Source organism: Dyadobacter sp. CY351 (assembly GCF_021502625.1).
Taxonomy (GTDB): domain Bacteria; phylum Bacteroidota; class Bacteroidia; order Cytophagales; family Spirosomataceae; genus Dyadobacter; species Dyadobacter chenhuakuii.
This window is the reverse complement of the sequence record NZ_JAKFFU010000006.1, coordinates 241,498-264,622: the sequence shown is the minus strand read 5'-3', so window position 1 is coordinate 264,622 and position 23,125 is coordinate 241,498. Positions and strand designations below refer to the sequence as shown.

Sequence of the window (23,125 nt, the reverse complement as noted above, 5' to 3'; positions counted from 1 at the left end):
TATTTTAAAAAGTCCTATTCGCTGCGCAGGCTTTTTACCGGATCCATTAGTGCGGCTTTAATGCTTTGGAAAGAGATTGTAAGCAAGGCAATAACCAATGCGAGCAGACCAGCGAAACCAAAGACCCACCAGGGCATTTCCATCCGGTAAGCAAAATCCTTTAACCATTTATCCATAGCATACCAGGCAATAGGCGTGGCAATAATGATCCCTATGAAGACCAGCTTGACAAAATCCTTTGCCAAAAGCTGAACAATCCCGGCCAGACTTGATCCTAAGACTTTGCGTACGCCGATCTCCTTCCTGCGGACTTGTGCCGTGTAAGTAGCCAGCCCAAATAATCCCAGGCAGGAAATAAGAATCGCGATGGAAGCAAAAATGTTGAATAAAAGGCCAGTCTGCTCTTCGGATTTGTAGAGACTGTTGAATGCTTCGTCCAGAAAGGCGTATTGGAACGGGGAATCTGCATTGAATTTTTCCCAAACCTTCTCTGCGGCTGCAATCGCCTCCTGGGCATCATTACCAGTCGTTTTTATATAAATACGACTCATATTACCCGGGTCATAGAGAAAAACGGCGGGCTCAATTTTTTGCTTCATCGAAGCAAAGTGAAAGTCTTTTACCACACCGATAATCGTCCCTTCGTTGTCCCAGAGCTTGAAACGTTTCCCGATGGGGTCCTTGATCCGTGCTGTTTTTACGGCCGTTTCGTTCAGGATATAATGTTTGGTGTCGGATGGCTTGTCTGTAAAATTAGCGCCTTCTTTCAGCTGCATTTTAAAGAATGGAATGAACGATTTATCCGCGCTCATAAACCGGATCATCATGGTTTCTCCCGGCTCTTTTCCATCCCAGTTGCTGCTTCCCGTTTGCCCGCCGATCTGGACCACATTGAAATTAGACCTGCTGACGTCCGTTATCCCCGGCTGGCTGAGTAATTCATTTTTGACTACGTCATAGTGCCTGGGCAGGTCCCGCATGTAGAACGAGAGCACGTGTGTTTTGTCGTAACCCAAGCTCTTGGAACGGATATATTTAAGCTGCTTGCTGATGATTAATGTGCCTGCAATGAGCACAACTGAAACGGTAAACTGTATCACCACCAGCGTTTTGCGGAACATTGATTCGCTAAGCCCGGCAGAGACATTGCCTTTCAGTGATTTAAGCGGCTCGAAAGAAGATAACAGCAATGCTGGATAAATGCTGGAAGCGATCAGCGTGCCTGTGATGGTTACGCCTAAAACCTGCCAGATATGCGGTCTGGCGAAATCTAGCACCAGTTTTTTGCCGGAGATCTGGTTGAAAAACGGCATCAGGACATACATTAACATAATGGCCACCAATGTCGATAGCGAAAACAGCAGAATTGTCTCTATCAGGAACTGCACAAAAAGCTGCGTGCGCGCCGCGCCGATAATCTTTCGCATGCTCACCTCGCGTGAACGCAGCAGCGAGCGGGCCGTGGAAAGATTGACGTAATTGATGCAGGCAATGATCAGAATAAGTGATGCCACGATCAGGAACATCCTGACCGTTTCAATGCCTTGCTCGCTGCCGTCGGACTTATATAAATGAACATTGGGCAATGCCTGTAAAAGATAGGTAAGGTCTGTATCGTCGGGCTTGTTGCGCAAGTGAATGTTGCGGAGGGTGTTCGCGATATTTTTGACATCTTTTCCTGGTTGAATCAAAAAGTAGGTGGTGTAATCAAATTCATGAAAATCGTTGTCCTGCGTTTTGCCATCTGTGACCGCCGAATAACGGTCTTTGAACCTGAGCGAAATGGGAAAGATCATGTCCCCCTTTATACTTGAATTTTCGGGAAAATCCGCCACCACGCCCGTTACTGTAAATTGGGTCTTGTCGGAAGCTATTGATTTGCCTACAACATTTGTATTCCCAAAATAGCGTCTGGCAGTGGTTTCAGTCAGGATTACTGAATGGTTATCAAGAAAAGGCTTGCGTTGGTTTCCCTGAATGAGGCGGAAATCGAATATGGTGAATAAGGTCGGGTCAGCGAAGAAGGTGTTTTCTTCATTGAAAACTTTATCCTGGTATCTGAACAATGTATACGCGCCATTATAAGTCATCCTTACGGCATCCCTGATCCCGGGAACTTCTCTTTTGGCAAATTCAGAGATAGGTGCAACCGTCCCGGTCCAGATTTGCTGGCTGGCGCCGGTACCCACGCGGTTTTCAAGCTTATAAATGCTTTCCGACTGTGTATTAAAACTGTCATAAGTAAGCTCATCCTGCACCCAAAGCAAAATCAAAATCCCGACTGCAAGCCCTACCGACAAACCAATGCAGTTAATAAGCGAATAAAAGCTGTTCTTCAACAGGTTCCGCCAGGCGATTTTTACGTAGGTTACAATCATGGTTTTTTGCTTTAAGGTTCTGATACTGGGCGGAGAAAAACGGGGGAATTAGTCTTTCTAGGACCAATGTTACCGGTAAAAAACACTGCCAGCTAGCGCCACTCGCAATAAGCAACTGTAAGTTAAATAGTTATACATAAAACTTTTGCAAACGATGTCCGATAGTGAACAGCATTTGTACGGTTATGCCAACCTAAGATCACTATTCAGCGAAGCTTTGGTGGTATACAGGAAGGTTAAATTCGGAAGCGTTGAATGGAGATATCAGTTGGTGGCGGCCAGCTTCAAGGTAACTTTCTGGAAGTAGGAAGCGGCCTGAGCACCGCTTTTCTTTTGGGATTTAAGCGTTGACTCGTTGATGAAAAGCTGTGTTTGTTTAAAAATACTATCATCATCTCGCCAGTCTGCAACATTAACCAGCAACGGTTTTAATGGCCGGAAGAAATATTCAAACAGCACCCAATTCACATAAAAATCGTGGTTGTAGCGCATGTAATACATGGGTTCGAACTTCTCTAATTTTTCCAAAACGATCTGCATCGGCGTTTTTCCGGACTTAGGGCTCTTTCGGAGCTGCGGCATGGCGGGGTGCAATACCTTCGCTTCCAGGAGAAGGTTGATGTAATCATTCAGATTATACAGAACTGTTTCATTGTGAACAGTGTAACGGATCATTTGCATAGTGAGCGCAAGGGTGTTTTTGAATCGTTCAAAAATCAAAAATATCAGAACCAATTCACTTCAACCAGCGCTGATGCTAATTTAGAGCGGTTAAAAACACGGCGTAAAAAAAGGGAATGAGTCAAAACCCATTCCCTGTCAAATTCTTTTCAGAAGGTAAGATGCCTTATTTCACCAACGGAATAGCCCAGAAGATGCTGGCCTGGATTACGCTGTTCTTAAAGTCAGGATCAATGTTCTGGCCGGAGAAATTACCAACCTTGGAAAGTCCTGCAATATAACGAACGCCTACACCAAGTCCGATCGGTGAATGATAGCCAATGCCACCCGCTGCTGCCAGATCAAGGTTTTTAGCGAAATTATTGATCGTCTGATCCGGAATGTCGGTAGATGTCCTGAAACCCGCTTGTGGGCCAAATTCCACATAAAACCCGCCATTTGTCTTAAATTTAAACATTACAGGCACGGTAACATAGCTAATTTTAAAGTCAGATTTATTTCCCGCGTTGTCAACTTTTGCTCCTTGTGTAGAGAATAAAACCTCTGGCTGCAATGAAAATACTTTGCCGAAACCATAGTTAATAATCCCACCGAGGTGATATCCTACCAATGCATCCGATTCAATGTCACCGCCAGTATAGTTGCTGATGTTCAGACCGGCTTTTGGTCCAATGCTAAATTTTTGGGCAAATGCTGACTGTACTGAGATAAGCAGTGCGGCAGCCAATAATAATTTTTTCATAATTTAAAAATGTTTAATGATTTACAAATCCGTTGACGATTTGTCTTTGCAGTCCCGGCACCAACCGGGCCTCATTAAACATCAGTCCAAATCTCATGCCATCCGAATCAACCCACCACAAGCATCTATCTGCCCCCCATTTTCCCCACTTCCCTCAGCGATAGCACTTGCTGATCCGCGCGAATTTACGCTCTTACGATTAGGTTAAATGCAATATTTCCGGAACCAGTTGGATGTATCATTTATATTGGTGGGATACCAAATTTTTTCTGCGCCGACGCGCTTGAAATGTCCCACGAGCTTGTAGGGTTCATTATCAATGGAATTGTCGAAGAAAAACGCCTGATAGGCTAGTTCGGAGGCTTGTTTCACCAATTGAAGGGATCTGTAATATCGGCTCTCGATCCGGTCAGAAGGGACATTGTGGCCGTTCTTTCTCACCCGCAGCGCCACCCGGTATTTGTTGATTTCCGGATCTTCAGTTGAAACGAAATATAAGTAGACCTTATAGCCTTGTTCGGCTGCGGCCCGCATTATATCCAAGTTGGATTCGTGCGAAAAGACTGTTTCGAACGAAAACCGTTTTCTTGCCAATAATAGTTTTTCCCTTAACAATCTGGCTATAATCTGCGCCAGACGCTCTGCATACTGAGCCGCGAGCAAGTACAGTCTGTTAGTTTCTATATGAAATGACTTTGCAATCTGGTCTTCGTTGAAGCTGGCTGTCAGCAAACCGGATGTAGAGGCGAAAAGAAGAATCTCTTCCTTTGAACATTCAATTTCGTAAGTGGAAAAATCGAATTGACCGTTTTTTATCGCAACCGCGATATCGTCTGCATTAACATAAATGCCTAAATAGAGCGGTTTGCCGTTGATCAAGGTTGTTCCGATCGACTTAATTACAGTGCTCTTTCCTGAACCGTTAGGACCTGCAAAAACACGAAGCCTTAGCTGCGATTGATTAGATATAGTGTGTTCCAAGTATGTATGATAGTATTCCGTGTTAAAGCTAGCCGTCCAGTTGCTTCATTTTTTGAAAGGAACCATCCGGATATAGTTTCCCGACCCAGCCATCTTTGACGGTCACAACATAACCCATCAGCTCCATCGCTTCCTTTGCCGCCGCCCTGCCCGCACTTTGTGCTCTACTGACCAACAACCGCTTTGTAAGATATGGATCACCAACGCTTATAGCTTGTGCCGCCGAATCTTTTGACTTTGTTTTCATAGCTCTAAAATACACAAAGTTTCATAACCTAGCATTGTCGTGATCGCGCTTGTGTCCTGTGAAATAATGCTTTTAAACCAAAAATCCCCGCAAACTTGCGGTTTGCGGGGATTTCACTAGTCAATAGGATTACTTGATCGTTACAGGCACTTCGGTGTTTTCCCAGCGGAGGAGGAAGCCGGTTGGGGTTACTTCGTAGGCTAATGTTTCAGCCATGGAAGCGCTTTTGGCTGGCTTGGCTTTTACGGTCAGGACGTCTTTGGAAGCGTCTTTGGATGTTTCGCCGCCGCGTTTGATGCCCCACTGGCCGGTTTGTGAGTTGAAAATAAAGGACCATTCACTGTCTCCCGGAAGCGCGTAAAGGCTGTATTTACCGGCAGGGAGTTTCTGGCCTTCAACCATAATGTCTTTGTCGGTTTCAAATATCGTGGCCTCATTTGCACCGGCACGCCATACTTTGTCGAACGGAACGAGTTCTCCAAACACTTTCCGGCCTTTCGCCGAAGGCGCAGAATAGCTGATGGTAATGTTGGCGCCGCCTGCTTTTCCGGTTGCCGTCTTGGCCGGACTCGCTTTCGGTTTGTCCTGCGCATGGCCTGCAAAGGCAATCAGCATGCAGGTAAACATTACAAAACCCTTTAAGATGAATTTGTTTTTCATGTCAATTTGTTTTTTAGATTTCAGATCAATCAATTTTTATTAAATATCGACATTTTGTCCTATAAATTGATACGGATCTTCCAGGTGCCCCACATTCCTAAGCCATTGCCCTCACAGCAGGTGCAGGGTTGGAAGTGGACCTTTGGAAAGTGACTATTCCCATTTCGGTGCGGATCCAGGAGGGATTCGGCAAGTATGAAACCAAGGTCCTTTTTTATGAATCCCCGGGTTATGATAACTTGAAGACGAGGACAATACAGGTCACTGCAGGAATGAATTTCTAATACGTTTGGCATAAATATGACAGATATGCCCAATTTCCCATTTTACGCAGGCACCAGCGGCTTAATGCTGCCGGTGCCTAACAAGCAGTTTTATCCGGAAGAATTCAAAGACAAGAGCCGCCTTACTTACTATGCCTCCATGTTTAACAGCATTGAAATCAATAGTTCATTCTATAAGGTTCCGCTGGCTTCAACAGTCAGGAATTGGGCGTTACAAGTGCCGGATGACTTCAAATTTACCTTCAAACTCTGGCGTGAGATTTCGCACAACAAGGGGCTTGTTTTTAACCCGGATGATGTAAGAAGATTTGTTGAGGTGATCGATAACATTGGTGACAAAAAAGGTGCGCTGCTGGTGCAGTTCCCTCCCAGCCTGAAAGCGATCATGCTGCCGCAATTAGAAAGTCTGCTGATTGCGATTGCTGCCGCCGATCCTGACAAACATTGGAATCTTGCCTTGGAGTTTCGGCATGAGTCATGGTATGACGATGCGCTTTTTGAGCTGATAGAACAATTTGGTTGTGAAATCGTCAGGCATGACAAACCCGGCTCAGCACCAGGCATTCCAGAATCGGACTCGACTTTTAAGTATCTGCGCTTTCACGGCCCGCAGGGCAACTACCGGGGCACTTATGAAGATGATTTTTTATACGAATCGGGCGAGCAGGTTCAGGATTGGATAGCGGAAGGGAAGACGGTTTATGCCTATTTCAACAACACCATGGGAGAAGCGATCAAGAATTTGAACTTGCTTAATGCCGCGGCTAACCCTGTGTAATGTTGCGGCTAACGATTTATTATAAGCGATTCCTATGTCAGCGGGCATCCAGTCCTGCTATTTCCATTTTATATTTTGCGGGCAGGATCAAATCTTTGACAAACTGGTGCAGGCGAAAACTGCGGGCAATTTTGTAGGCCGGAAGGACCATTTTCAGGACTGACCAGCTTCCCAGGGAAAGCAGTTGGTTTATGTGCTGCGGTACAAGCCGGACCTGCACTTCTTTGAGCATGACATAACGCGGCAGACCAAGATGTTTTTTGTATTGTTTATATAAATCAATGGAAAATGCGCTTTTAACAAAGTTTTCATCCAGCTGCTGATTTCTCATGACGAGCCATGCTTCATAATCGGTCGGCAAGCCGCCGATACCCATTCTCGAACCGACCTGGTAGAAGACTTCAAAAACCTCAGCCTTTTCAACCTTTGTCAGCTTTCTTTCCAAAAGTTCGAATGAGCGTATTGAATAGTCGATGAGCATGAAGAGCACATCGCGGTAGGCCCAATCCGGGATCTGTGCGCCCCGCTCCTTTTCAACTTTTTGGTGAATGGCCGTGATTTGGTCAATCGCTTGCAATGCTGCGTGATATTCGGAAAACACAATCCGGCGGGAGTAAGTAACCGTCGAAAACAGCCGCGCCAGCGGATCGGCCGGAAGTTTTCCTGTGAAATAAAGCCAGTCCACGGATTTGTTAACTGCGAACTCAGCCGAAGCCCCGGCGAAAATAAAAAGGATCGTATCTGCATTTCCCCAAATCTCACGTACAACAGAATCTTCTTTCACAAACCATTTCATCCCACTAGTCATTTGGATTAAAAATAAAAAGTACTTTGCATAACAAAGTTAAATAGAAGAGTGAAGAGTTCCAAGGTGAAATCGAATAAGTTGCGCTAAGTATAAGTTATTTTTTCCCCAGAAATCGGGACAGGATGCTTTTTGCCACATCCAGCAATGCTTTGAATGTGTTGGGCTTTACGATAAAATCATTTGCTCCTGCGGCCAGCGCTTTCTTTTTGAGCTCGGGATTGCTGGAAGTGGACATCATTACGGCGGGCAGCTCGCTCAATCCCGGCTCTGCCCTTATTTCCTGAATTGCCTCAATGCCATTCATTTTGGGCATATTCATATCCAGGAGCACAACGGTTTCAGAGAGGTCGCCGGACTCCTTAACATTCTCAATCAATTCCTTGCCGTTTTCCGCTTCGATCACCGTCAGATTGGGATTGGCTTCTTGTAAAGCGTCCTTAATCAGCATTCTATCATCCTCGTCATCATCGGCGAGGTGAACTGTCTGTCCTTCTCCCATATTCTTTCAATACTTGAAGAACAAATATATTAATCATTACCGTCTAAGACAATACGTTACCTGCTATCTGGAATTCGTCCACAAAAGCATCGACCTGGTCTGGGGTAATAATGATATTTTTTCCTTTCACTGTCTTGATCAGAACAGCATTGTTTCTTCTGGTTGCATACCAGGTCATGTTTCCGATTTTATGATGATAATATTTGCCGAAGTAGCCAAAAAGCCCGCCCACGCCGAACGTACGAAGGCTCCATCGCAACCTGTCGCTATCCAGCGCTTCCACTTTCGCAATATTGCTGCGCTCTATCACCACTTTATCGAATGATCTCCGGATGATTAGCTCGTTGGGTGTGACCTTGTAATCCACCGGCCGGAATGCAAAGGCCAGGCCGTAACTAAGTATGAGTATGACGCCGATCACGTAGGTCGAGCCTTGCGAAATCTCGCCATCGCCCAGGAAGACCTGCAAGAAAATTCCAATATACAATGCAGTCACAGCGGCGGTCACGATTTTGGCGAGCGTATCCCAGGAGGTTTTATAAGTCATAGCTAAAAGGCTTGGTTACCCTAATATAAGCTTTCTTCCACAATTGTCCCAACCTCCCCCTGCGATTGTCCTTATTACGGACGATGCAGTTTCTGGCAACGCACTAATTTTGTTTTGTTAATACGAATTTCTATCAACCTTCAATTTTTTCGTCATGCCAAAACTAAACACCTATCTTAACTTCGACGGCAAAGCCGAGGAGGCATTCAACTTTTACAAATCGGTTTTCGGAGGTGAATTTCTGATGGTTCAACGGATGTCGGACATGCCCGGAGCCGAGCAGCTTCCTGAAAATGAAAGAAGCCATATCATGCACATTTCGCTTCCTATTGGCAAAGACGATGTGCTGATGGCCTCCGACATCGTTCCTTCCATGGGACATAAATTAGAGTTAGGCAACTATGCCTATATTTCCGTGTTTACCGATGGCCGTGAGGAAGCAAACCGTCTTTTTGCGGGACTTTCTGAGGGCGGTGAAATTGAAATGGCTCTGGAAGATACTTTCTGGGGTGATTACTTCGGCAGTTTCCGGGACAAATTCGGGATCAACTGGATGATCAATTACCCGCAACAGGGTCATTGACATAAATGCAGCATATACGAAGGTCGCTGATTTCCTCAGCGACCTTGCCGCCATTAGTAAGCCTATTGTTTTTGTGCAAACAACCAGGTCATCAACCCAGGTTCGGCCTGTACGTAACGCCAGATATCATGCCCTGAATTTCCGAATTCCGTGTATTTGGGTTTGCCCCCTGCTTTTTCAATCGCATGGATCATATCCCGTGTGGCATCAACCGAAACAAGGGGGTCTTTGGCGCCATGAAACGCCCAGATCGGCTTTTTCGTCAGGCGGTTTGCTAATTCCGGGTGACCGGCCCCGCAGATGGGAATGGCCGCTGCAAACATGTCGGGACGCGTGCTGATGAAATGCCACGAGCCATAACCGCCTCCCGAAATACCCATTACATAGCGCCGGGTTGTATCAATGGAGTATTCTTTTTCTAACGTTGTGATGGTCTCAAAAACAAGTGTATCAATGTCAGGAAATTCTGAAATGCCGCCAAAACCTGCGCCTTTGGGACAATGTGGTATGAGAATAAAAGCCGGGTATTTCCATCTGATCGAGTCGCTTAGCAGAAATGGTGCGGGATCAGCGGAGAGCTGGCGTACATTGTCTTTGCCATGCGCTCCTCCGTGGTGCAGACACACAACAAGTGGATATTTTTTTGTTGAGTCATAGGCAACCGGCGGGACCAGTCGATAGCGCAATGTATCACCCTTATGGTCAACATAATGTCTCGGCCCGAATTCTGCCGTTTGTTTCAACACTTGCATTGACGGGACATAAGCCCGGTGCGTCCCGGAACGATAACTTTCACCGACGAAACTCATTCCAAAGAACAAAATGCTAATGATCGCCGCCACTTTCAGAGCTTCCCTTAAAATTACCGGCTTTCTTTCGCGCTCGTTGTTCAAGCTTTTGCTCTCCATTAATAAATCCAGCAAAAATGTAACCGGAACCAAGATGCCGAAAAAAGCGATAACCCTGTAAGTCTTGTCCAGCAACAATCGCAATTCAATATCCTGGGATTTTATGGACCACAAAGCAATCACACACAAAGGGATCCCCGTCAGAATTGCCAGCCAGCCACCCCGTTTTAACCATGGTCGTTGCCCTGCATTGGAAAATACCAAACTTGTTCCGTAGAGCACGTTCAGAGCCAGTCCTGCAACGGTCAAATTCATGTAAAACGATTTCAGATCGCGGTGCATCAGCAAAAAATAAATCATGGTCATCTGCACAAATAAGACCAAAGCGCTTACCAACGCCGTGGCAAAAACAACTTTGTAACCCTTAGACCAGTAATATTTAAGCAGCGCAAAAGATGAGATAGCAAAAACCGACTGCGACACGGCAAGCCACGAATGAAACGATTGAAAAGTTATAAACCTGCTGCCGAGTAATAAGCTTATAACGGCCTGGATCAGGCTGACAACAATATAACTTGCTACGAAAAATATAGCGAAGGAATAAAAGTCACGGGATAGAGGGCGGTTTTGCATAGTCTGGAAAGTGTTTTAGCTGGTGCTGTTCCTTTTGTTTCTGCATCTATAAAACAAAACAAACAACCCCTCAAACTACTTTCCCAGCTAACTTACTTTACATAAGCGGTTCACAATCAGCACCAACGGTTCAGCATTGCAAGCCGGATACTGATCCCTAAAATCAGAATTGTATCTCTGCATTTGACTCTTTTCCTGATAGAATATCCTGGATAGTAAGGGCAATAGCGGCCGGATCTGTCCATTCGGAAAAATCCGCGTTGGGCATGGCTTCGCGGTTTGTTACTGTGTCAATGGTTCCAGGGAGAAGTATGTGCGAAGTGATCCCGGCATTTGCTTCACTTTGATTGATGAGATCCGAGAAGTTGTAGAGCAGCTGTTTCGACAATGAGTAGGCGAAATTGCTGCCTGCATTTTTGAAATCCATGGCCGCTTTCGACCCGACAAAAATAAGCTTGCCGCCGCCGACTGTTTTGTAATGGGCAATGAGCTGATGGGCAACATTAAATGCTGTCGCGAAATTAAGGTTCACCATCTTCGTAATGTCATCCATGGAAGTTTCAGCAAGATTACCGGGCTGGAAACCGCCAGCAAGGAAAACCCCTGCTTTTATCTTTGCATTTGTATCTAAAATGTTCTGCACAAATGCATCAGCCTGCTTACTATCAGCTAAATCTGTTGGATAAAACGACACATTTTCAGCGCTATCCCCGACATCTTTTCTGACTGCGAGATGCAAGTGATAGCCACTTTCTGCTAATGTTTCTACAACTGTTTTACCAAGATTTCCTGTGCCGCCTGTAATCAGAATGTTTTCCATACCCCAAATCTACAATTCGAATCTCCATCATCAAAAGCTATTCTGCGACTAACTTAAATGCCTGGCTCAGTTTTTTTATATCAGCTTAAAAAACCGATATAATCATGGCTGATATAAATAAAAACGGGTCTGACGAAAATGACCAGATAAAAGGATCCAATACTGTAAAAGATCCTAACGAGTGGACAACCGGCGACGAACCGATGACGGGTGCGCAACAATCCTATCTCAAAACGCTTTCCGACGAAGCTGGCGAAGAATTTGATGAAACATTAAGCAAAGCAGAAGCGTCCAAGAGAATCGATAAGTTGCAGCACAAAACGGGCCGTGGCCTGAAATGATTGACATTCAATGCATTAATGAACAAAGGCCGCTTGCAAACTTGCAAGCGGCCTTTGTTCATTAAATTACAAAGCGAGTTTGCTGTGGAATTGACGGAAATGTGCTTTCAGGCCTTCCCAGTCTTGTTCCTGAATCAGTTTTTTATCAAACAACTGCCCTCCTACCCCCAGACCATTGGCACCGGATTTCAGGAAGGCGCTCATATTTTCGAGACTTACGCCACCGGTCGGCAGCAGTTTCAGCTGGTTCATCGGCGCTTTGAGATCCTTGATATATTCAGGGCCAAGTGAAGTTGCAGGATAGATTTTCACCATCGTCGCGCCTAAGGTCCAGGCGTTGTAAATCTCTGTCGGCGTGAATGCACCCGGGAAAATAGGCACCTTCTTTTTTACGCACGATTTGATTACTTTTTTATTGATGATCGGCGTTACAATAAACTGCGCGCCAGCTTCCAACGCCATTTCCAGATCATCCTTTGTACACACGGTCCCTGCACCAATATTCAGCCCTTCACCTTCCGTTTCCAGAGCCAACCTGATCATCTCGGCGGCACCGGCTGTGTTCATGGTAATTTCAATGGTCGTCAGTCCGGCCTCCTTATAAATAGGAAGGATCTTCTGGACATCATCGGGTGAAATATTGCGGATAATGCCCACCAAAGGCGCTTTGTTAAACAATTCCCAGGAAAATGTACGATCGTTCATAACTTGTGTTTTATTATTTATTCAGCCATCCATGTGGATTTGGCCATGGAGGAATCTCTTGCAATCAGCTTGGCTTCCATCAAAGTTTGCTTCATTCCTTCTTCGGGATTCTTCATTTTTTTCAGGAGATATTCTACGGATGTTTTGCCCAATAATTCCAATGGCTGACGCAGGTAAGTAATTGGGCAATAATAAAGATCAAAAACCTCTGCCTGGCCAAAACTAACGATTGCCAGATCCGATGGCACTTTCAGGCGCAGCTCATTGATATATTTTAATCCGTTGATCGCCAGGCCATAAGTGGCAAAAATCAGTGCTTCTATTTTATAATCCGCCGCCAGATACGCATCAATAGCAGTTTTAACTTCCTGCTCCATGTTTTCGAATGTAACCTCCTTTAACCAGTTAGCATCGAAAGCAATATTGTTATCATTCAGCGCATGTTTGTATCCCCTGATCCTTTCGACCATATGATACATCTCTGATTGATAAGCAATTAAGCCAATGCGTTCGTAACCCGACTCTATCAAATGGATTCCCGCATCATAGGAAGCTTTGTAATTGTTGGTCGCGACAAAATCTGTCTCAATGTCAGGAAAGTGCCTGTCCAGCAGCACAAATGGAAGGTTGCGTTCTTTAAGATACCGGATCTGGTTTTCCGAACCTTCACAGGAAACGATGATAAAACCGTCGACCTGCCTGTTAATGAGGACATTGAGCAAGTCCCAGGACTTCTCTGCATTTTCATCACAGCTGCCAATGATCACGGTATAACCATTCCGCTTGGCTTCGTCTTCTACGACCCTGGCAATGTTGGCAAAAAATGGATTGGAAATATCGGCGATAATAAGCCCTATGGTGTGCGTTTTGCCACTTCTGAGGCTTTTAGCGAGATGATTAGGCTGGTAATTGAGCTCTTTGGCAATCTCTCTCACTTTTTTAGCAATCGCTTCACCGACTCTGGTTTCCTTCTCTTTGCCGTTAAGGACATAGGAAACCAGGGCAGTAGATACGCCTGCTTTTTGAGCTATGTCTTTAAGGGATATTTTCTTCATTTGTGGCAGGTTAATGCCGTCAAATGTATGTTTAAACGATTAAACAGCAAAATGTTGTCCTGTAATTTTTATATAAAATAATAAAAAAGGCACATCAACCTGAAAATGCGGGTTAATGTGCCTTTTGAAATACGTTATTACATCACCTTGATGTCATTCGCCTTAAAGCGGATCAAGATCTGCTCTAAAACATAGCTTTTGTAAGTGGTTTCTGAGTAAACGCTATTCAGCCAAACCAGGATTTTCAGCTCAATGCTGTCACCTGTAATGGCATTGAACAACACTTGCCGGGGCGCTTTTTTAACGACGCCCTCTGCCTTGTCGACAATGTCGTTGATTATCTTTTTGACTTGTTCCAGATCTGCATCCGTGCTGATTTTAAAAGTAATTTCCGCTTTCAAACGCGCATTGCTGGTCGTATAATTGACCAGCCTGCCCGAGAGCAGATCGCCATTTGGAATAATCACTTTTGAACCCTGAGGCGTAAGCATCCGGCTCGACCGGATCCCGATATCAAGCACTTTCCCTTTTTTGTCGGCCAGTTCAATGTAGTCACCGATCGTAAAGGGTTTTTCAAAAATTAGGATAATACCGGACACGAAGTTGTTGACAATGTTCTGCATACCCAGTCCGATACCCACACCCAATGCTCCTAACAACACGGTAATTTTGCTGAGCGGAACCCCGGAAACGGTAATGGCAACCAGGAAACCAACCACAATGATAACCAGCCGGACGAGCGCCAGTTTGGAGCCCTTATGGACAGAATCTGCCGTAAAATTAACATCCGGCCCCGAAAACAGCAGATCGATGTGTTTTTGTAACTTATTAGCCAGCCAGATGATTACCGAAAAGAACACCACATTTTCAAGGGTAAATGTCACCGAACCAAATGTGCGCTCTTTCTCAAGGATATCCAGCAGAAAACCAAATATGGGTTCAATGATACTGAGGTTGATGCAGAAAACCAGGATCCATAGAAGCACGGAAACGAACGACATCAGCTTAGTGAAAGTAACGCGGCTCTTCTCAATATTAACACGCGAAAAAAGCCTCTTTGAAGCAACACTTACCTTCATATGCAAGTCTAGGGCTTCCAATACAATGTGTACAAAAATGCCGAGGCTTAATACCTGAATAAGCCCGCTGATGGCTGTAATGTTGAACGTTTTCGCGAGTGATATGCGTCCCAGCGCATTGAGGATTACTGCCAGAATGTTTAAAACAATGTAGATGATCAAGACCGGCTTGATGAATTTTTCCTCCATTTTCACCTCCCGCAACTTCCTGAAAAACCAGACTCCGAAGGCAATAGAGCCAACATTCAGTAACATTAGTGCCAGGCGTGATAAGAGGGATTCGCCTACAATGATGTTGCTGATGATGGTTAGCACATAAATAACAAGCACCGAAAACCACCATACCAACTGTTTGCCGGAAAGCCTCTTCATAAAGAAGATGCTCATCGTTATCAGCAGCAAAAACTGGTTCAGCTCAATATAAATTGATGGCGACCGCGGTTCAAACAGGGGCGTAATATTGAAAAGGACGATAAACGTGGCAAGAACTGGCTTTGGATTGATGTATTTAAAATCGAGCTGCCCGATTTCCCTGCTGATCGCAGCAGAGGCAGCCAGCCGGAAATTGACGAAAATCCAGACAAAGAATCCTATACAAAACAGAAATAGAAGCACGCGATTATCCCAGGTCGACTGCAAAAAATAGCGCAGGATCTTGTTTTGGCCTGTATATGAAACTTTAATGATGTCATTCGCGCTCCGGTTCATATTGCCCGGCGGCGCTTTCCAAATGTAACTCGACTCCTTCCCCAGCAGGTTTCGACCGGACTCTTTGATATAATCATTAATAGTAGTCTCCAGATCGTTTGCGCGAAAGAAAACCTCAGAGACCTCGGCCAGAAGGCTGCTCACTGTGTCCAGATTTGCAGTCGTAGTTTTGCCTGCATCCTGCAATTTCAGCTTCAAATCGGCGATTTGCCCGGAGTAAAGCTTCTTTTGGGTGCTGTCACCCGCCTTGATATCCAGCAGTGAATCGCGGCTAAATTCAATAACTTGTTCGGAAAGCAGTTGTAAGTCATTATTATGCTTGCTCAGCGTCTTGCGCCACTGCCCTGTGCGCTGCTGCACATCGGTGAGCATCAGCTTGTAATTCTGCAAATCTTTACTGCTTGGAATGGCATTTTCGGCGCTTACTGCTGCCTGAATCTGGTCGACATTGCGCTTAACGCCTACCAGTTCTTCTTTGATTAAACCGCTGTCGTAACCCTTTTTATTAGCGCCATTAATTTGGGTAATGACCGCCTGTGCTTTTTCAATTCTAAATAAAAGCGTATCGGGAATAGCAACTGTGCGTGTAGTCTTTTTTGTGGTGTCTTGCGCTGCAATCCGGAGTGAAAGCAGCAATATTATAATGAGTGTTGAAAAGAATTTACTTTTGGTCATATGAATTCTAGCTGTGCAGGAACATTAAAACCCTTTTTTCAAACTAAAAATCATACCAGCGGCCCGCCTTAATAGCAACCGTGCCAAGTTATACGCAAAGCAAGGACCTATCCCGATTGGCCTCAGTCCTTGTCAACCAGCACAATGCAGTCGGGACAATCGTCTTTCCCCGCCGGAACTGCGGAGGCTTGCAACTGCAATTTTTTGCCAGTCGCATCGGCTTCTTCCAGGAGTTCGAAAACGCGACGCTCTCCTACCATCAGAAGCGCCTGGAACAACACGCCTGCATAAGTGCTCTCTTCGCTTTGCGGACCTTTCGTCTTGGCCAAATCGTTATAATATCCAAAAAGATCTTTGCCTTTTCCCATTGCTATTTGTTGGTTTTGGTTAAAAGTAAAGGTGCATGTCGACTTACTCAATAAGTGTGCCTGCAAACAGCATTGCGATTGGCATTAATTTTTGAGAAGGCCAAGCCAGTTATTCATCAACCAACTATACCATGCCCGAGGGACCGTCCATTGTTATTTTACGAGAAGCAATCGATGCGCTGCATCTGGAAAGTCAGGTTATCAGACTTGCAGAAGGCAATTCCAAGATTGACAAGGACCGGCTAACCGACCAGAAAGTGCTCGCTTTCCGATCCTGGGGAAAGCATTTCCTGGTGTGCTTCGAGGACTTTACCTTACGAATCCATTTCATGCTGTTTGGTTCCTATCTCATCAACGAGCGCAAGAAAACACCACCACGTCTCACGCTTGTTTTCGACGACGCCGAGATGAATTTCTACGCCTGCTCCGTGGCAATCCTGGAACAGCCTGCCGATGCGATCTATGATTGGAGCAGCGATATCATGTCGGATCAATGGAGCCCCGAGAAAGCAATCAACAAATTGCAAGACAAGCCGAAAATGCTGGCTTGCGACGCACTTTTAGACCAGAACATTTTCTCCGGAAGCGGCAACATTATCAAAAACGAGGTGCTGTTCCGCATTCAAGTGCACCCGCTCAGCAACATTGGCGCGCTGCCAAAAGCAAAACTCAAAGAATTGGTCAGGGAAACCAGCCATTACAGTTTCCATTTTCTGCATTGGAAAAAAGAATTTACCCTAAAAAAACACTGGCTTGCACACACCAAGAAAACATGTCCACGCTGTCTCATTCCATTTCACAAAGAATATCTTGGCAAAACGAAACGACGAAGCTACTTCTGCGAAAATTGTCAGGTGTTTTATGAGAACTGACCTTAGGCGATAATGTAAGCGAAAAATGCTATCTTCACCAGACCCGGAAATCACCGGATCGGTTATCAACATCGTTTGCAAACCATCTTTAATGAACTGATCGACAGCTACATCGACAACAAAGTAGGCATAGCCACGGACTTTCTGAGCACTTCACTCGCGTCCAATCTCAAATCCAACCTCACGTCGCTGCTGGAAACCAACCAGCTTCTCTCCGCCGGAACCGGTAACGACACCGAAGTCGTTCACAACACATTATACCGCAGCGATAGCATTTACTGGCTGGACCGCAAACATAATGATCCTTATGAAAATGATTTTTTTGATTTGATAGACCGCTTTGTGGAACATTTGAACCGCACATGTTACACAGGCATCACTGGATACGAATTTCATTATGCGTTTTATCCATCAGGAAGTTTTTACAAAAAGCATCTTGACCAGTTCCGGAATAATCCCAGCCGCCAGTATTCAATGATCATGTACCTGAACACCAACTGGACCTCGGCCGACGGCGGCCAGCTCCGCATTCACAACACCGATCATAAACAAGATATTATCCCAACAAACGGCAAAAGTGTCTTCTTCAAAAGCAGCGAACTGGAACACGAAGTACTCTTAACAAACAGGCCCCGGATGAGCATTACGGGCTGGCTGAAGGTGGGTTAACAGAACAATCTTACGGTATGGTTATTAATTCTTTTTCCTTGCCCTTGCTTGCTGCACACGCTTGAAAATGAAGCTGTTAATGTAAACAAACAGCACCAAGCCGATCAGGATAAAAATGGCATTGAGCTTGTAGGAGAAGCCTATAAATTTTTCTTCACCTTTCATGGAGAGTTCGAAGCGCAGCCAAAGGCGTTCCACTACGGTTGTTTCTTTATCAAATGGAAGTGCTTCGTCGTAAATGGGCTCGATAATGTAGCGATCATTGATATCGATATAACCGTATTTATCATTGATGCGGACCATGGAAATACCGCGGTTAAAGTAGGATGCGAAATCGTATTTGAGCGGCGTCCGGATTTTTCCCTTCTTGTCAATATGACCAAATTTTCCGTTTATCGCTACGGCCGAGCGGTCTTCGCTGGTGAAGCCTGTTGCCTCGTCGTATCGGAATGGAATGCGCGTTTTGCCCGTTTTGTCGATACAACCCCATTTGTTATTTTTCTTAACCCAAAATAGCCCGGAAGTCGGCTTACGTGTGTCCGTGTATAAAAAATCGGTGATAAGTTCACCGGTGAAGACATTGATATAACCAAACTTATCCCCATACTTTACCCGCTCCATCCCCTGCCCCGAAAACTTATATTCCGGATCAATGTCGTCCAGCGAAACGGGCACGCGCAAGATCATTTTGTTATCAATAATCCCGTATTTCCCTTCATATAGAAAATGATAGATGTACTTCGAGCTCTTCACCTCCTTCTCAATGAATGGACTGAAATTCCAGTTCAGGATGAAATAGTTGCGGCCTTTCCACCAGAGAATGTCCTCCCGCGTGTCCTGGTTGCAAATCATATCCACCTTAGCGGCGGAGATTAAAAAGTCTTTTCTGAAATACTGGATGGGGACTTTGTAAATTTCCTTTCCCGTGGAATCGATGTAGGAAAGACCGTTTTGCTTTCCGGCGCGATAAATTACCCAGGTTTTCCCTTCGTAAAATTTATCTGTTGAAACATAAACCGGCTGGATCACTACCTCGCCTCTCCTATTGATAAAACCGTGGCGGCCAAGCTTTTCCTCATCCAATTCCATCGGCACAAACTCCGCCAGATCACCTGAAAACTCACCGATATCCCGGTAAGCGGGCGTCAGCTTTTTGCCATTGTTATCAACCAGAAAAGTCTCGTAAGCCCGGCAGGGAATGGTTATCTTCTTGACAACATATACACCTTTGTACTCTTTATATACATTGTATTCTGAAAGCCATGGCTTCCCGGGAACCGGAACCGACTGGCCAAATGCACCCTGAAAAAATGCGGCAAAACATATAATAAGCACCCAGCTAACAGCCTTCTGAAACATCCCAGCAAAAGAATTTATCCAACATCCATAATGTCACCAGCGACTAATATACCCATTATGCACATTGATTGGATAATTACCGGCATTGTTATGTTGTAAATCAAGGTTGAAAAAGATCCAGCTGCGCAAGTGGTTCAGGAGATCCCATTAACGGAAGCACATCCACCACATCATACTGGCGACGTTTTTCATTGTATTTCCGAATAACAAGCGAGTCGCACCAGAAAGTTGCTTCATACGTCGGCAACGTGGCATATGCCAGCTCAACCCACTCCCTCGTAAGCCTCCGACCAACCGACATATGCGGATTTTTCGACTCATCGGCCCATTTCCGGGTGTATTGCTTTTTAAGCTTTTTATCAAATGCTTTCATCACAGCCTCGCTACGCTGCCTGATCGCATTGGAAGAATCAATGGTTGGCTTAATGTAAAACGCAGAATAATTACCCTTATCAAAATCATCGAATCCTGAAAAGTGGATTTCGAAAGGGTCCAGCTCAGCAACGATACGGCGATATTCGGCCAGGATATACGGATAATCATTTTCATCGGCCTCAAATCCATCCAAAGAAATATGCGCCTCCGCATTGACACTGCCATAACTTTTACCAAAAGCACTTTTCAACTGCTGCTTCATCTCAGCAACATCAACCGAAATCGCCGCGCCGGGCATGATGGCTAGGGAGTATTGCTCCATGTAGTCTGTATTGATTGTAAATTTTTATGTCAAAACAACCGCATCTGCTGCCCTACCATATATTCGTGGCCGAGCAGGGGGATGGTGTCCATAAATTCGTATTGGCGTTTTTCTTCGTTGTATTTGCGCATTACGAACGAGTTACATGTAAACTGCTCGGTAAATGTCCCGGAGAAGAATTCGTAAGAGGCTTTTATTTCTCCGAGGGTGAGTTCACATGCAATGGTCATATGCGGCTTTTTCCGGCCTATCGTATCCCAACGATCTGTACATCTTTGCCTCAAAAGCTTGTTAAAGTTCGCTCCCATGCTTTTACAGTACCGGGCGATTTGCTGTACGGATTCATCGCCTGGCTTTATGTAGAAGGTGCATTCAGGTTGTTCAGAAAAATCACCGAAGCCGGAGAGTTCGATTTCCAATGGCGCCAGTCCGGCCAGCACTCTCTTGAATTCAGCAAGAATCATTTGATAATCATCTTCACTGGCCACAAACACTATCAATGTGATATGCGCCAGGGAATTTACGCTCCCGTAACTACGGCCTAAGTGCGTTTTCAGGCGCCTTTTGAGCGTCTTAACCAGCCGGATGATACGTTCATCGGGATTTATAGCGAGGGTGTAAACAGAGAATGTCTTTTGTTTCATCATTGGTAGGCCACATCGTAAATATCGGCAGGAATACATTCTAATCAATGTTGATAAGATGCAAATTCCGTTTTATATCACCGAGACGAAAAGGCTGCGATGCTGAATTAGTTCTGGTCAAAGAGACTATTTAATAAGCTAGCAACCGGCCGCAGGCAATGGTGGCAATCCACACTGCGATAGAAACACAGGCAGTAATTTTGGTTTGAAATGAAAAGTAGGTGTCGGGATTTGTTGATCCGGATCTGAAAACAAAACGGTGAAAAACGAACACATTAATCGCCCCGATGACAATAAAGCTCATTTTCGTCCAGAAAGTAGGATCAACACCCAGCGCATTGGCGTTCGTGATGAACAGCAATGCGCCGGATGGGATTATCAACAGCAGCGACCTGCGCGACCACGGTAGTAAATGTTCAGCCAAACTGGCCAAGGGAATGTTTTTTGAGAAGCCTAACAGCCTCAGATCAAACATAAAGGCGGGCCCTACCAACATCACTATGCCCAATATATGAACGATTTCCAATATCGGATACAGCCACAATGATTGACGGATGCCTACTGCCCAAGAAGTTTTTTCCAGCCAGTCGAGAAAATCCAGCACTATCAGCGAAGTTCGAATTTCTTACCATCCACGAAGATCCTCTCAGCGCGCATTTCACCTTTTTCGGTCTTATGCGGATAAGCGACAAGCCTCACAGATGTGCCTTTTTTGATCATATCGCCAGTAAGTCCCCGATCCGTCATGCGGCTTGTGGGCGCCAGAAATACGGTATACATTTCCTTGTTGTACTTGACCTTCGCGAGCACATGCGGGTTTTCGTAAATCGATTCTTCAATTTTTGTTTCAAAATCCTGTGGCTTGGTTTGGTCGTAATCCGCCCAGCCGTGATGCAACATGGTGAAGGAGCCGCAAAGCAAGATCACCAGCACCATCGTCAAGTTTTTTAAGCCTTTCATAAAATGTTGAGTTTAGTGTATTTAAAGTTAAAGAAATAATCCATTAACTTGAAAGCCAAATCCAACTCTAATTTCTGTAACCTTAATGAAATCAAAATTTTACACCCTTGCTTTTCTGACAATTTGTGCTGCCTGCGGCGAAAAAAAGAACGATCCTGACACAACTTCTCCCTCCATTGTTGGCACATGGGCACTTTCTTCCAGCAAAGTGATCACCAAGAACGACACGCTTGTCACATTTCCGATCAAGAACCAGGAAATGATCAAAATGTTTACGGCATCGCATTTCACTTTCATGAAACACGATATCAATCAGGGCAAAGGCGATACGGCCGTTTTTGACGCTGGCGGCGGCACCTACACATTAAAAGGTGAAGAATACTCAGAACATCTTCAATACTGCAACTACCGCGACTGGGAAAACCGCGATTTCCACTTCAAACTTCGTTTGAAAGGCGACACGCTCATCCAAACTGGCATCGAGAAGATTGACAGCTTGGGCATTGATCAGGAGATATTGGAGGTTTATGTGAGGAAGTGATGGAGGCTGAACCCGAAAATTAGTAAGATTAGATCAATCCTTTAAAGACATATTGCTCATCGTAGTCAATTCCGTATCTCGTTAGCATTTCAATATACTCGTTTCGGAAAGTCGCCTTGCTATGGTGTTGTTCTTGATTTTGAATGTATTTGGTAACACTGTCGATATGTGACTGACTGTATGAGAACGTCCCGAAACCTCTCTGCCACTCAAATCTTCCAGCGAGCAATCGATTATCATTAATCCATTTTGAGGATTTTGCCTTGACATTCTTCATCACTTCTGAAACAGAAATGGAAGGCTTCAAGACAAAGAAACAATGTACGTGATCTTCAACGCCGTTAACTATTATTGTTTTGCAACCAGTTTCATTGATCAAATTGCCAATGACGGCCATTAACTCCGCCCTCCATTCCTTATCAAGAACTGCCCGGCGGTATTTGACCGCAAATACAGCTTGAATGTACATCTGAGAGTAGGTGTTTGCCATGTGTGTCGAACTAGATATCTGGCAGGCAAACTAAGCATCAATTACCACAGAGAACATTATCACTTTTCCTAAGGAGGCTTTGGTATATCGAAAGGTTTAGGGAAAGCCTTGAGATTGCGCAAAGGCCGGGATAAATCCTGACCCATAACTATGAACCGTGCCTGATGGCACTAACATCTGACAAGAAAGTGCTACCAAAGGCCAGGATAAATCCTGACCCGAAATATGAACCGTGCCTGACGGCACTAACATCCGACAAGAGAGTGCTACCAAAGGCCGGGATAAATCCTGACCCATAACTATGAACCGTGCCTGATGGCACTAACATCTGACAAGAAAGTGCTACCACAGGCCAGGATAAATCCTGACCCGAAATATGAAATGTGCCTGACGGCACTTACATCCAACAGGAAAAGTGCTACCACAGGCCAGGATAAATCCTGAACCGAAATATGAAATGTGCCTGAGGGCAC

Annotated in this window: 28 protein-coding genes; 7 read left to right on the top strand and 21 right to left on the bottom strand. The window is 45.0% G+C overall.

Annotated elements, in window-relative coordinates:
- Nucleotides 1–14: 14 nt before the first annotated feature.
- From L0660_RS13615 to L0660_RS13590, 6 genes are all read right to left on the bottom strand, one after another.
- Nucleotides 15–2,378 (bottom strand): ABC transporter permease, encoded by a 2,364-nt coding sequence (locus L0660_RS13615; RefSeq protein ID WP_235159959.1) that lies wholly within the window; start codon nt 2,376–2,378, stop codon nt 15–17.
- A gap of 264 nt (nt 2,379–2,642) precedes the next feature.
- Nucleotides 2,643–3,059 carry a hypothetical protein gene (locus tag L0660_RS13610; protein WP_235159958.1) on the bottom strand — a complete coding sequence of 139 codons (417 nt, stop codon included), beginning with the start codon at nt 3,057–3,059 and terminating at the stop codon, nt 2,643–2,645.
- Nucleotides 3,060–3,225: 166 nt separating this feature from the next.
- Nucleotides 3,226–3,801 (bottom strand): porin family protein, encoded by a 576-nt coding sequence (locus tag L0660_RS13605; RefSeq protein ID WP_235159957.1) that lies wholly within the window; start codon nt 3,799–3,801, stop codon nt 3,226–3,228.
- 204 nt (nt 3,802–4,005) lie between these two features.
- Nucleotides 4,006–4,782, bottom strand: coding sequence for a hypothetical protein (locus L0660_RS13600; RefSeq protein WP_235159956.1), 777 nt, complete (start codon nt 4,780–4,782; stop codon nt 4,006–4,008).
- 28 nt (nt 4,783–4,810) lie between these two features.
- The gene (locus L0660_RS13595) at nt 4,811–5,029 is read right to left on the bottom strand and encodes a hypothetical protein (protein ID WP_233796451.1); all 219 of its coding nucleotides are present in this window, start codon (nt 5,027–5,029) and stop codon (nt 4,811–4,813) included.
- Between the two features lie 129 nt (nt 5,030–5,158).
- Nucleotides 5,159–5,689 (bottom strand): DUF2911 domain-containing protein, encoded by a 531-nt coding sequence (locus L0660_RS13590; protein ID WP_235159955.1) that lies wholly within the window; start codon nt 5,687–5,689, stop codon nt 5,159–5,161.
- A gap of 309 nt (nt 5,690–5,998) precedes the next feature.
- On the opposite strand from L0660_RS13590, the gene L0660_RS13585 reads away from it, so the two are divergent.
- Nucleotides 5,999–6,751, top strand: coding sequence for a DUF72 domain-containing protein (locus L0660_RS13585; protein ID WP_235159954.1), 753 nt, complete (start codon nt 5,999–6,001; stop codon nt 6,749–6,751).
- A gap of 37 nt (nt 6,752–6,788) precedes the next feature.
- On the opposite strand, the gene L0660_RS13580 is transcribed toward L0660_RS13585, so the two are convergent.
- The 3 genes from L0660_RS13580 to L0660_RS13570 form a co-directional block, all read right to left on the bottom strand.
- Nucleotides 6,789–7,547, bottom strand: coding sequence for an oxygenase MpaB family protein (locus L0660_RS13580; RefSeq protein WP_235159953.1), 759 nt, complete (start codon nt 7,545–7,547; stop codon nt 6,789–6,791).
- A 106-nt stretch (nt 7,548–7,653) separates the two neighbouring features.
- Nucleotides 7,654–8,058 carry a response regulator gene (locus L0660_RS13575; protein WP_233796455.1) on the bottom strand — a complete coding sequence of 135 codons (405 nt, stop codon included), beginning with the start codon at nt 8,056–8,058 and terminating at the stop codon, nt 7,654–7,656.
- 43 nt (nt 8,059–8,101) lie between these two features.
- Nucleotides 8,102–8,605, bottom strand: coding sequence for a PH domain-containing protein (locus tag L0660_RS13570; RefSeq protein WP_235159952.1), 504 nt, complete (start codon nt 8,603–8,605; stop codon nt 8,102–8,104).
- A gap of 154 nt (nt 8,606–8,759) precedes the next feature.
- Here L0660_RS13570 and L0660_RS13565 point away from each other — a divergent pair, with 154 nt between their 5' ends.
- Nucleotides 8,760–9,188 carry a VOC family protein gene (locus L0660_RS13565; RefSeq protein ID WP_235159951.1) on the top strand — a complete coding sequence of 143 codons (429 nt, stop codon included), beginning with the start codon at nt 8,760–8,762 and terminating at the stop codon, nt 9,186–9,188.
- A gap of 62 nt (nt 9,189–9,250) precedes the next feature.
- Here L0660_RS13565 and L0660_RS13560 read toward each other — a convergent pair whose 3' ends face one another.
- On the bottom strand, nt 9,251–10,669 hold the full coding sequence (locus L0660_RS13560) for a dienelactone hydrolase family protein (protein ID WP_235159950.1): 1,419 nt from the start codon (nt 10,667–10,669) through the stop codon (nt 9,251–9,253).
- A 163-nt stretch (nt 10,670–10,832) separates the two neighbouring features.
- A complete protein-coding gene (locus tag L0660_RS13555; RefSeq protein WP_235159949.1) occupies nt 10,833–11,489 on the bottom strand; it encodes an SDR family NAD(P)-dependent oxidoreductase in 657 nt (218 codons plus the stop codon).
- 104 nt (nt 11,490–11,593) lie between these two features.
- On the opposite strand from L0660_RS13555, the gene L0660_RS13550 reads away from it, so the two are divergent.
- Nucleotides 11,594–11,830, top strand: coding sequence for a DUF3072 domain-containing protein (locus tag L0660_RS13550; protein WP_235159948.1), 237 nt, complete (start codon nt 11,594–11,596; stop codon nt 11,828–11,830).
- 66 nt (nt 11,831–11,896) lie between these two features.
- Here L0660_RS13550 and L0660_RS13545 read toward each other — a convergent pair whose 3' ends face one another.
- The 4 genes from L0660_RS13545 to L0660_RS13530 all read right to left on the bottom strand — a co-directional run bounded on the left by L0660_RS13545 (nt 11,897) and on the right by L0660_RS13530 (nt 16,420).
- Nucleotides 11,897–12,535, bottom strand: coding sequence for a bifunctional 4-hydroxy-2-oxoglutarate aldolase/2-dehydro-3-deoxy-phosphogluconate aldolase (locus L0660_RS13545; protein WP_235159947.1), 639 nt, complete (start codon nt 12,533–12,535; stop codon nt 11,897–11,899).
- Nucleotides 12,536–12,552: 17 nt separating this feature from the next.
- Nucleotides 12,553–13,590 (bottom strand): LacI family DNA-binding transcriptional regulator, encoded by a 1,038-nt coding sequence (locus tag L0660_RS13540; protein WP_233796462.1) that lies wholly within the window; start codon nt 13,588–13,590, stop codon nt 12,553–12,555.
- A 137-nt stretch (nt 13,591–13,727) separates the two neighbouring features.
- Nucleotides 13,728–16,052 (bottom strand): mechanosensitive ion channel family protein, encoded by a 2,325-nt coding sequence (locus tag L0660_RS13535; RefSeq protein ID WP_235159946.1) that lies wholly within the window; start codon nt 16,050–16,052, stop codon nt 13,728–13,730.
- A gap of 122 nt (nt 16,053–16,174) precedes the next feature.
- Nucleotides 16,175–16,420: a hypothetical protein gene (locus L0660_RS13530; RefSeq protein WP_233796464.1), complete on the bottom strand. Its 246-nt coding sequence runs from the start codon at nt 16,418–16,420 to the stop codon at nt 16,175–16,177.
- 131 nt (nt 16,421–16,551) lie between these two features.
- Between L0660_RS13530 and L0660_RS13525 the strand changes: the two genes are divergently transcribed.
- Together L0660_RS13525 and L0660_RS13520 are read left to right on the top strand one after the other, a co-directional pair.
- Complete coding sequence (locus L0660_RS13525) at nt 16,552–17,292, top strand: DNA-formamidopyrimidine glycosylase family protein (protein WP_235159945.1); 741 nt, start codon at nt 16,552–16,554, stop codon at nt 17,290–17,292.
- Nucleotides 17,293–17,367: 75 nt separating this feature from the next.
- On the top strand, nt 17,368–17,961 hold the full coding sequence (locus tag L0660_RS13520) for a 2OG-Fe(II) oxygenase (protein WP_235159944.1): 594 nt from the start codon (nt 17,368–17,370) through the stop codon (nt 17,959–17,961).
- A gap of 24 nt (nt 17,962–17,985) precedes the next feature.
- Here L0660_RS13520 and L0660_RS13515 read toward each other — a convergent pair whose 3' ends face one another.
- The 5 genes from L0660_RS13515 to L0660_RS13495 all read right to left on the bottom strand — a co-directional run bounded on the left by L0660_RS13515 (nt 17,986) and on the right by L0660_RS13495 (nt 21,621).
- Nucleotides 17,986–19,320 carry a WG repeat-containing protein gene (locus L0660_RS13515; RefSeq protein ID WP_235159943.1) on the bottom strand — a complete coding sequence of 445 codons (1,335 nt, stop codon included), beginning with the start codon at nt 19,318–19,320 and terminating at the stop codon, nt 17,986–17,988.
- 100 nt (nt 19,321–19,420) lie between these two features.
- A complete protein-coding gene (locus L0660_RS13510; RefSeq protein WP_235159942.1) occupies nt 19,421–20,017 on the bottom strand; it encodes a 2'-5' RNA ligase family protein in 597 nt (198 codons plus the stop codon).
- Nucleotides 20,018–20,046: 29 nt separating this feature from the next.
- Complete coding sequence (locus L0660_RS13505) at nt 20,047–20,664, bottom strand: 2'-5' RNA ligase family protein (protein ID WP_235159941.1); 618 nt, start codon at nt 20,662–20,664, stop codon at nt 20,047–20,049.
- 127 nt (nt 20,665–20,791) lie between these two features.
- Entirely contained in the window at nt 20,792–21,265 is a 474-nt protein-coding gene (locus tag L0660_RS13500; RefSeq protein WP_235159940.1) for a DUF6644 family protein, read from the bottom strand.
- A 2-nt stretch (nt 21,266–21,267) separates the two neighbouring features.
- Nucleotides 21,268–21,621, bottom strand: a complete 354-nt coding sequence (locus tag L0660_RS13495) for a DUF6152 family protein (RefSeq protein WP_235159939.1) — start codon at nt 21,619–21,621, stop codon at nt 21,268–21,270.
- 85 nt (nt 21,622–21,706) lie between these two features.
- Between L0660_RS13495 and L0660_RS13490 the strand changes: the two genes are divergently transcribed.
- Nucleotides 21,707–22,162: a hypothetical protein gene (locus tag L0660_RS13490; RefSeq protein WP_235159938.1), complete on the top strand. Its 456-nt coding sequence runs from the start codon at nt 21,707–21,709 to the stop codon at nt 22,160–22,162.
- A gap of 28 nt (nt 22,163–22,190) precedes the next feature.
- On the opposite strand, the gene tnpA is transcribed toward L0660_RS13490, so the two are convergent.
- Nucleotides 22,191–22,652 (bottom strand): IS200/IS605 family transposase, encoded by a 462-nt coding sequence (gene tnpA / locus L0660_RS13485; RefSeq protein ID WP_255712331.1) that lies wholly within the window; start codon nt 22,650–22,652, stop codon nt 22,191–22,193.
- 315 nt (nt 22,653–22,967) lie between these two features.
- Here tnpA and L0660_RS26165 point away from each other — a divergent pair, with 315 nt between their 5' ends.
- A complete protein-coding gene (locus L0660_RS26165; protein WP_255712330.1) occupies nt 22,968–23,096 on the top strand; it encodes a hypothetical protein in 129 nt (42 codons plus the stop codon).
- Nucleotides 23,097–23,125: the final 29 nt, after the last annotated feature.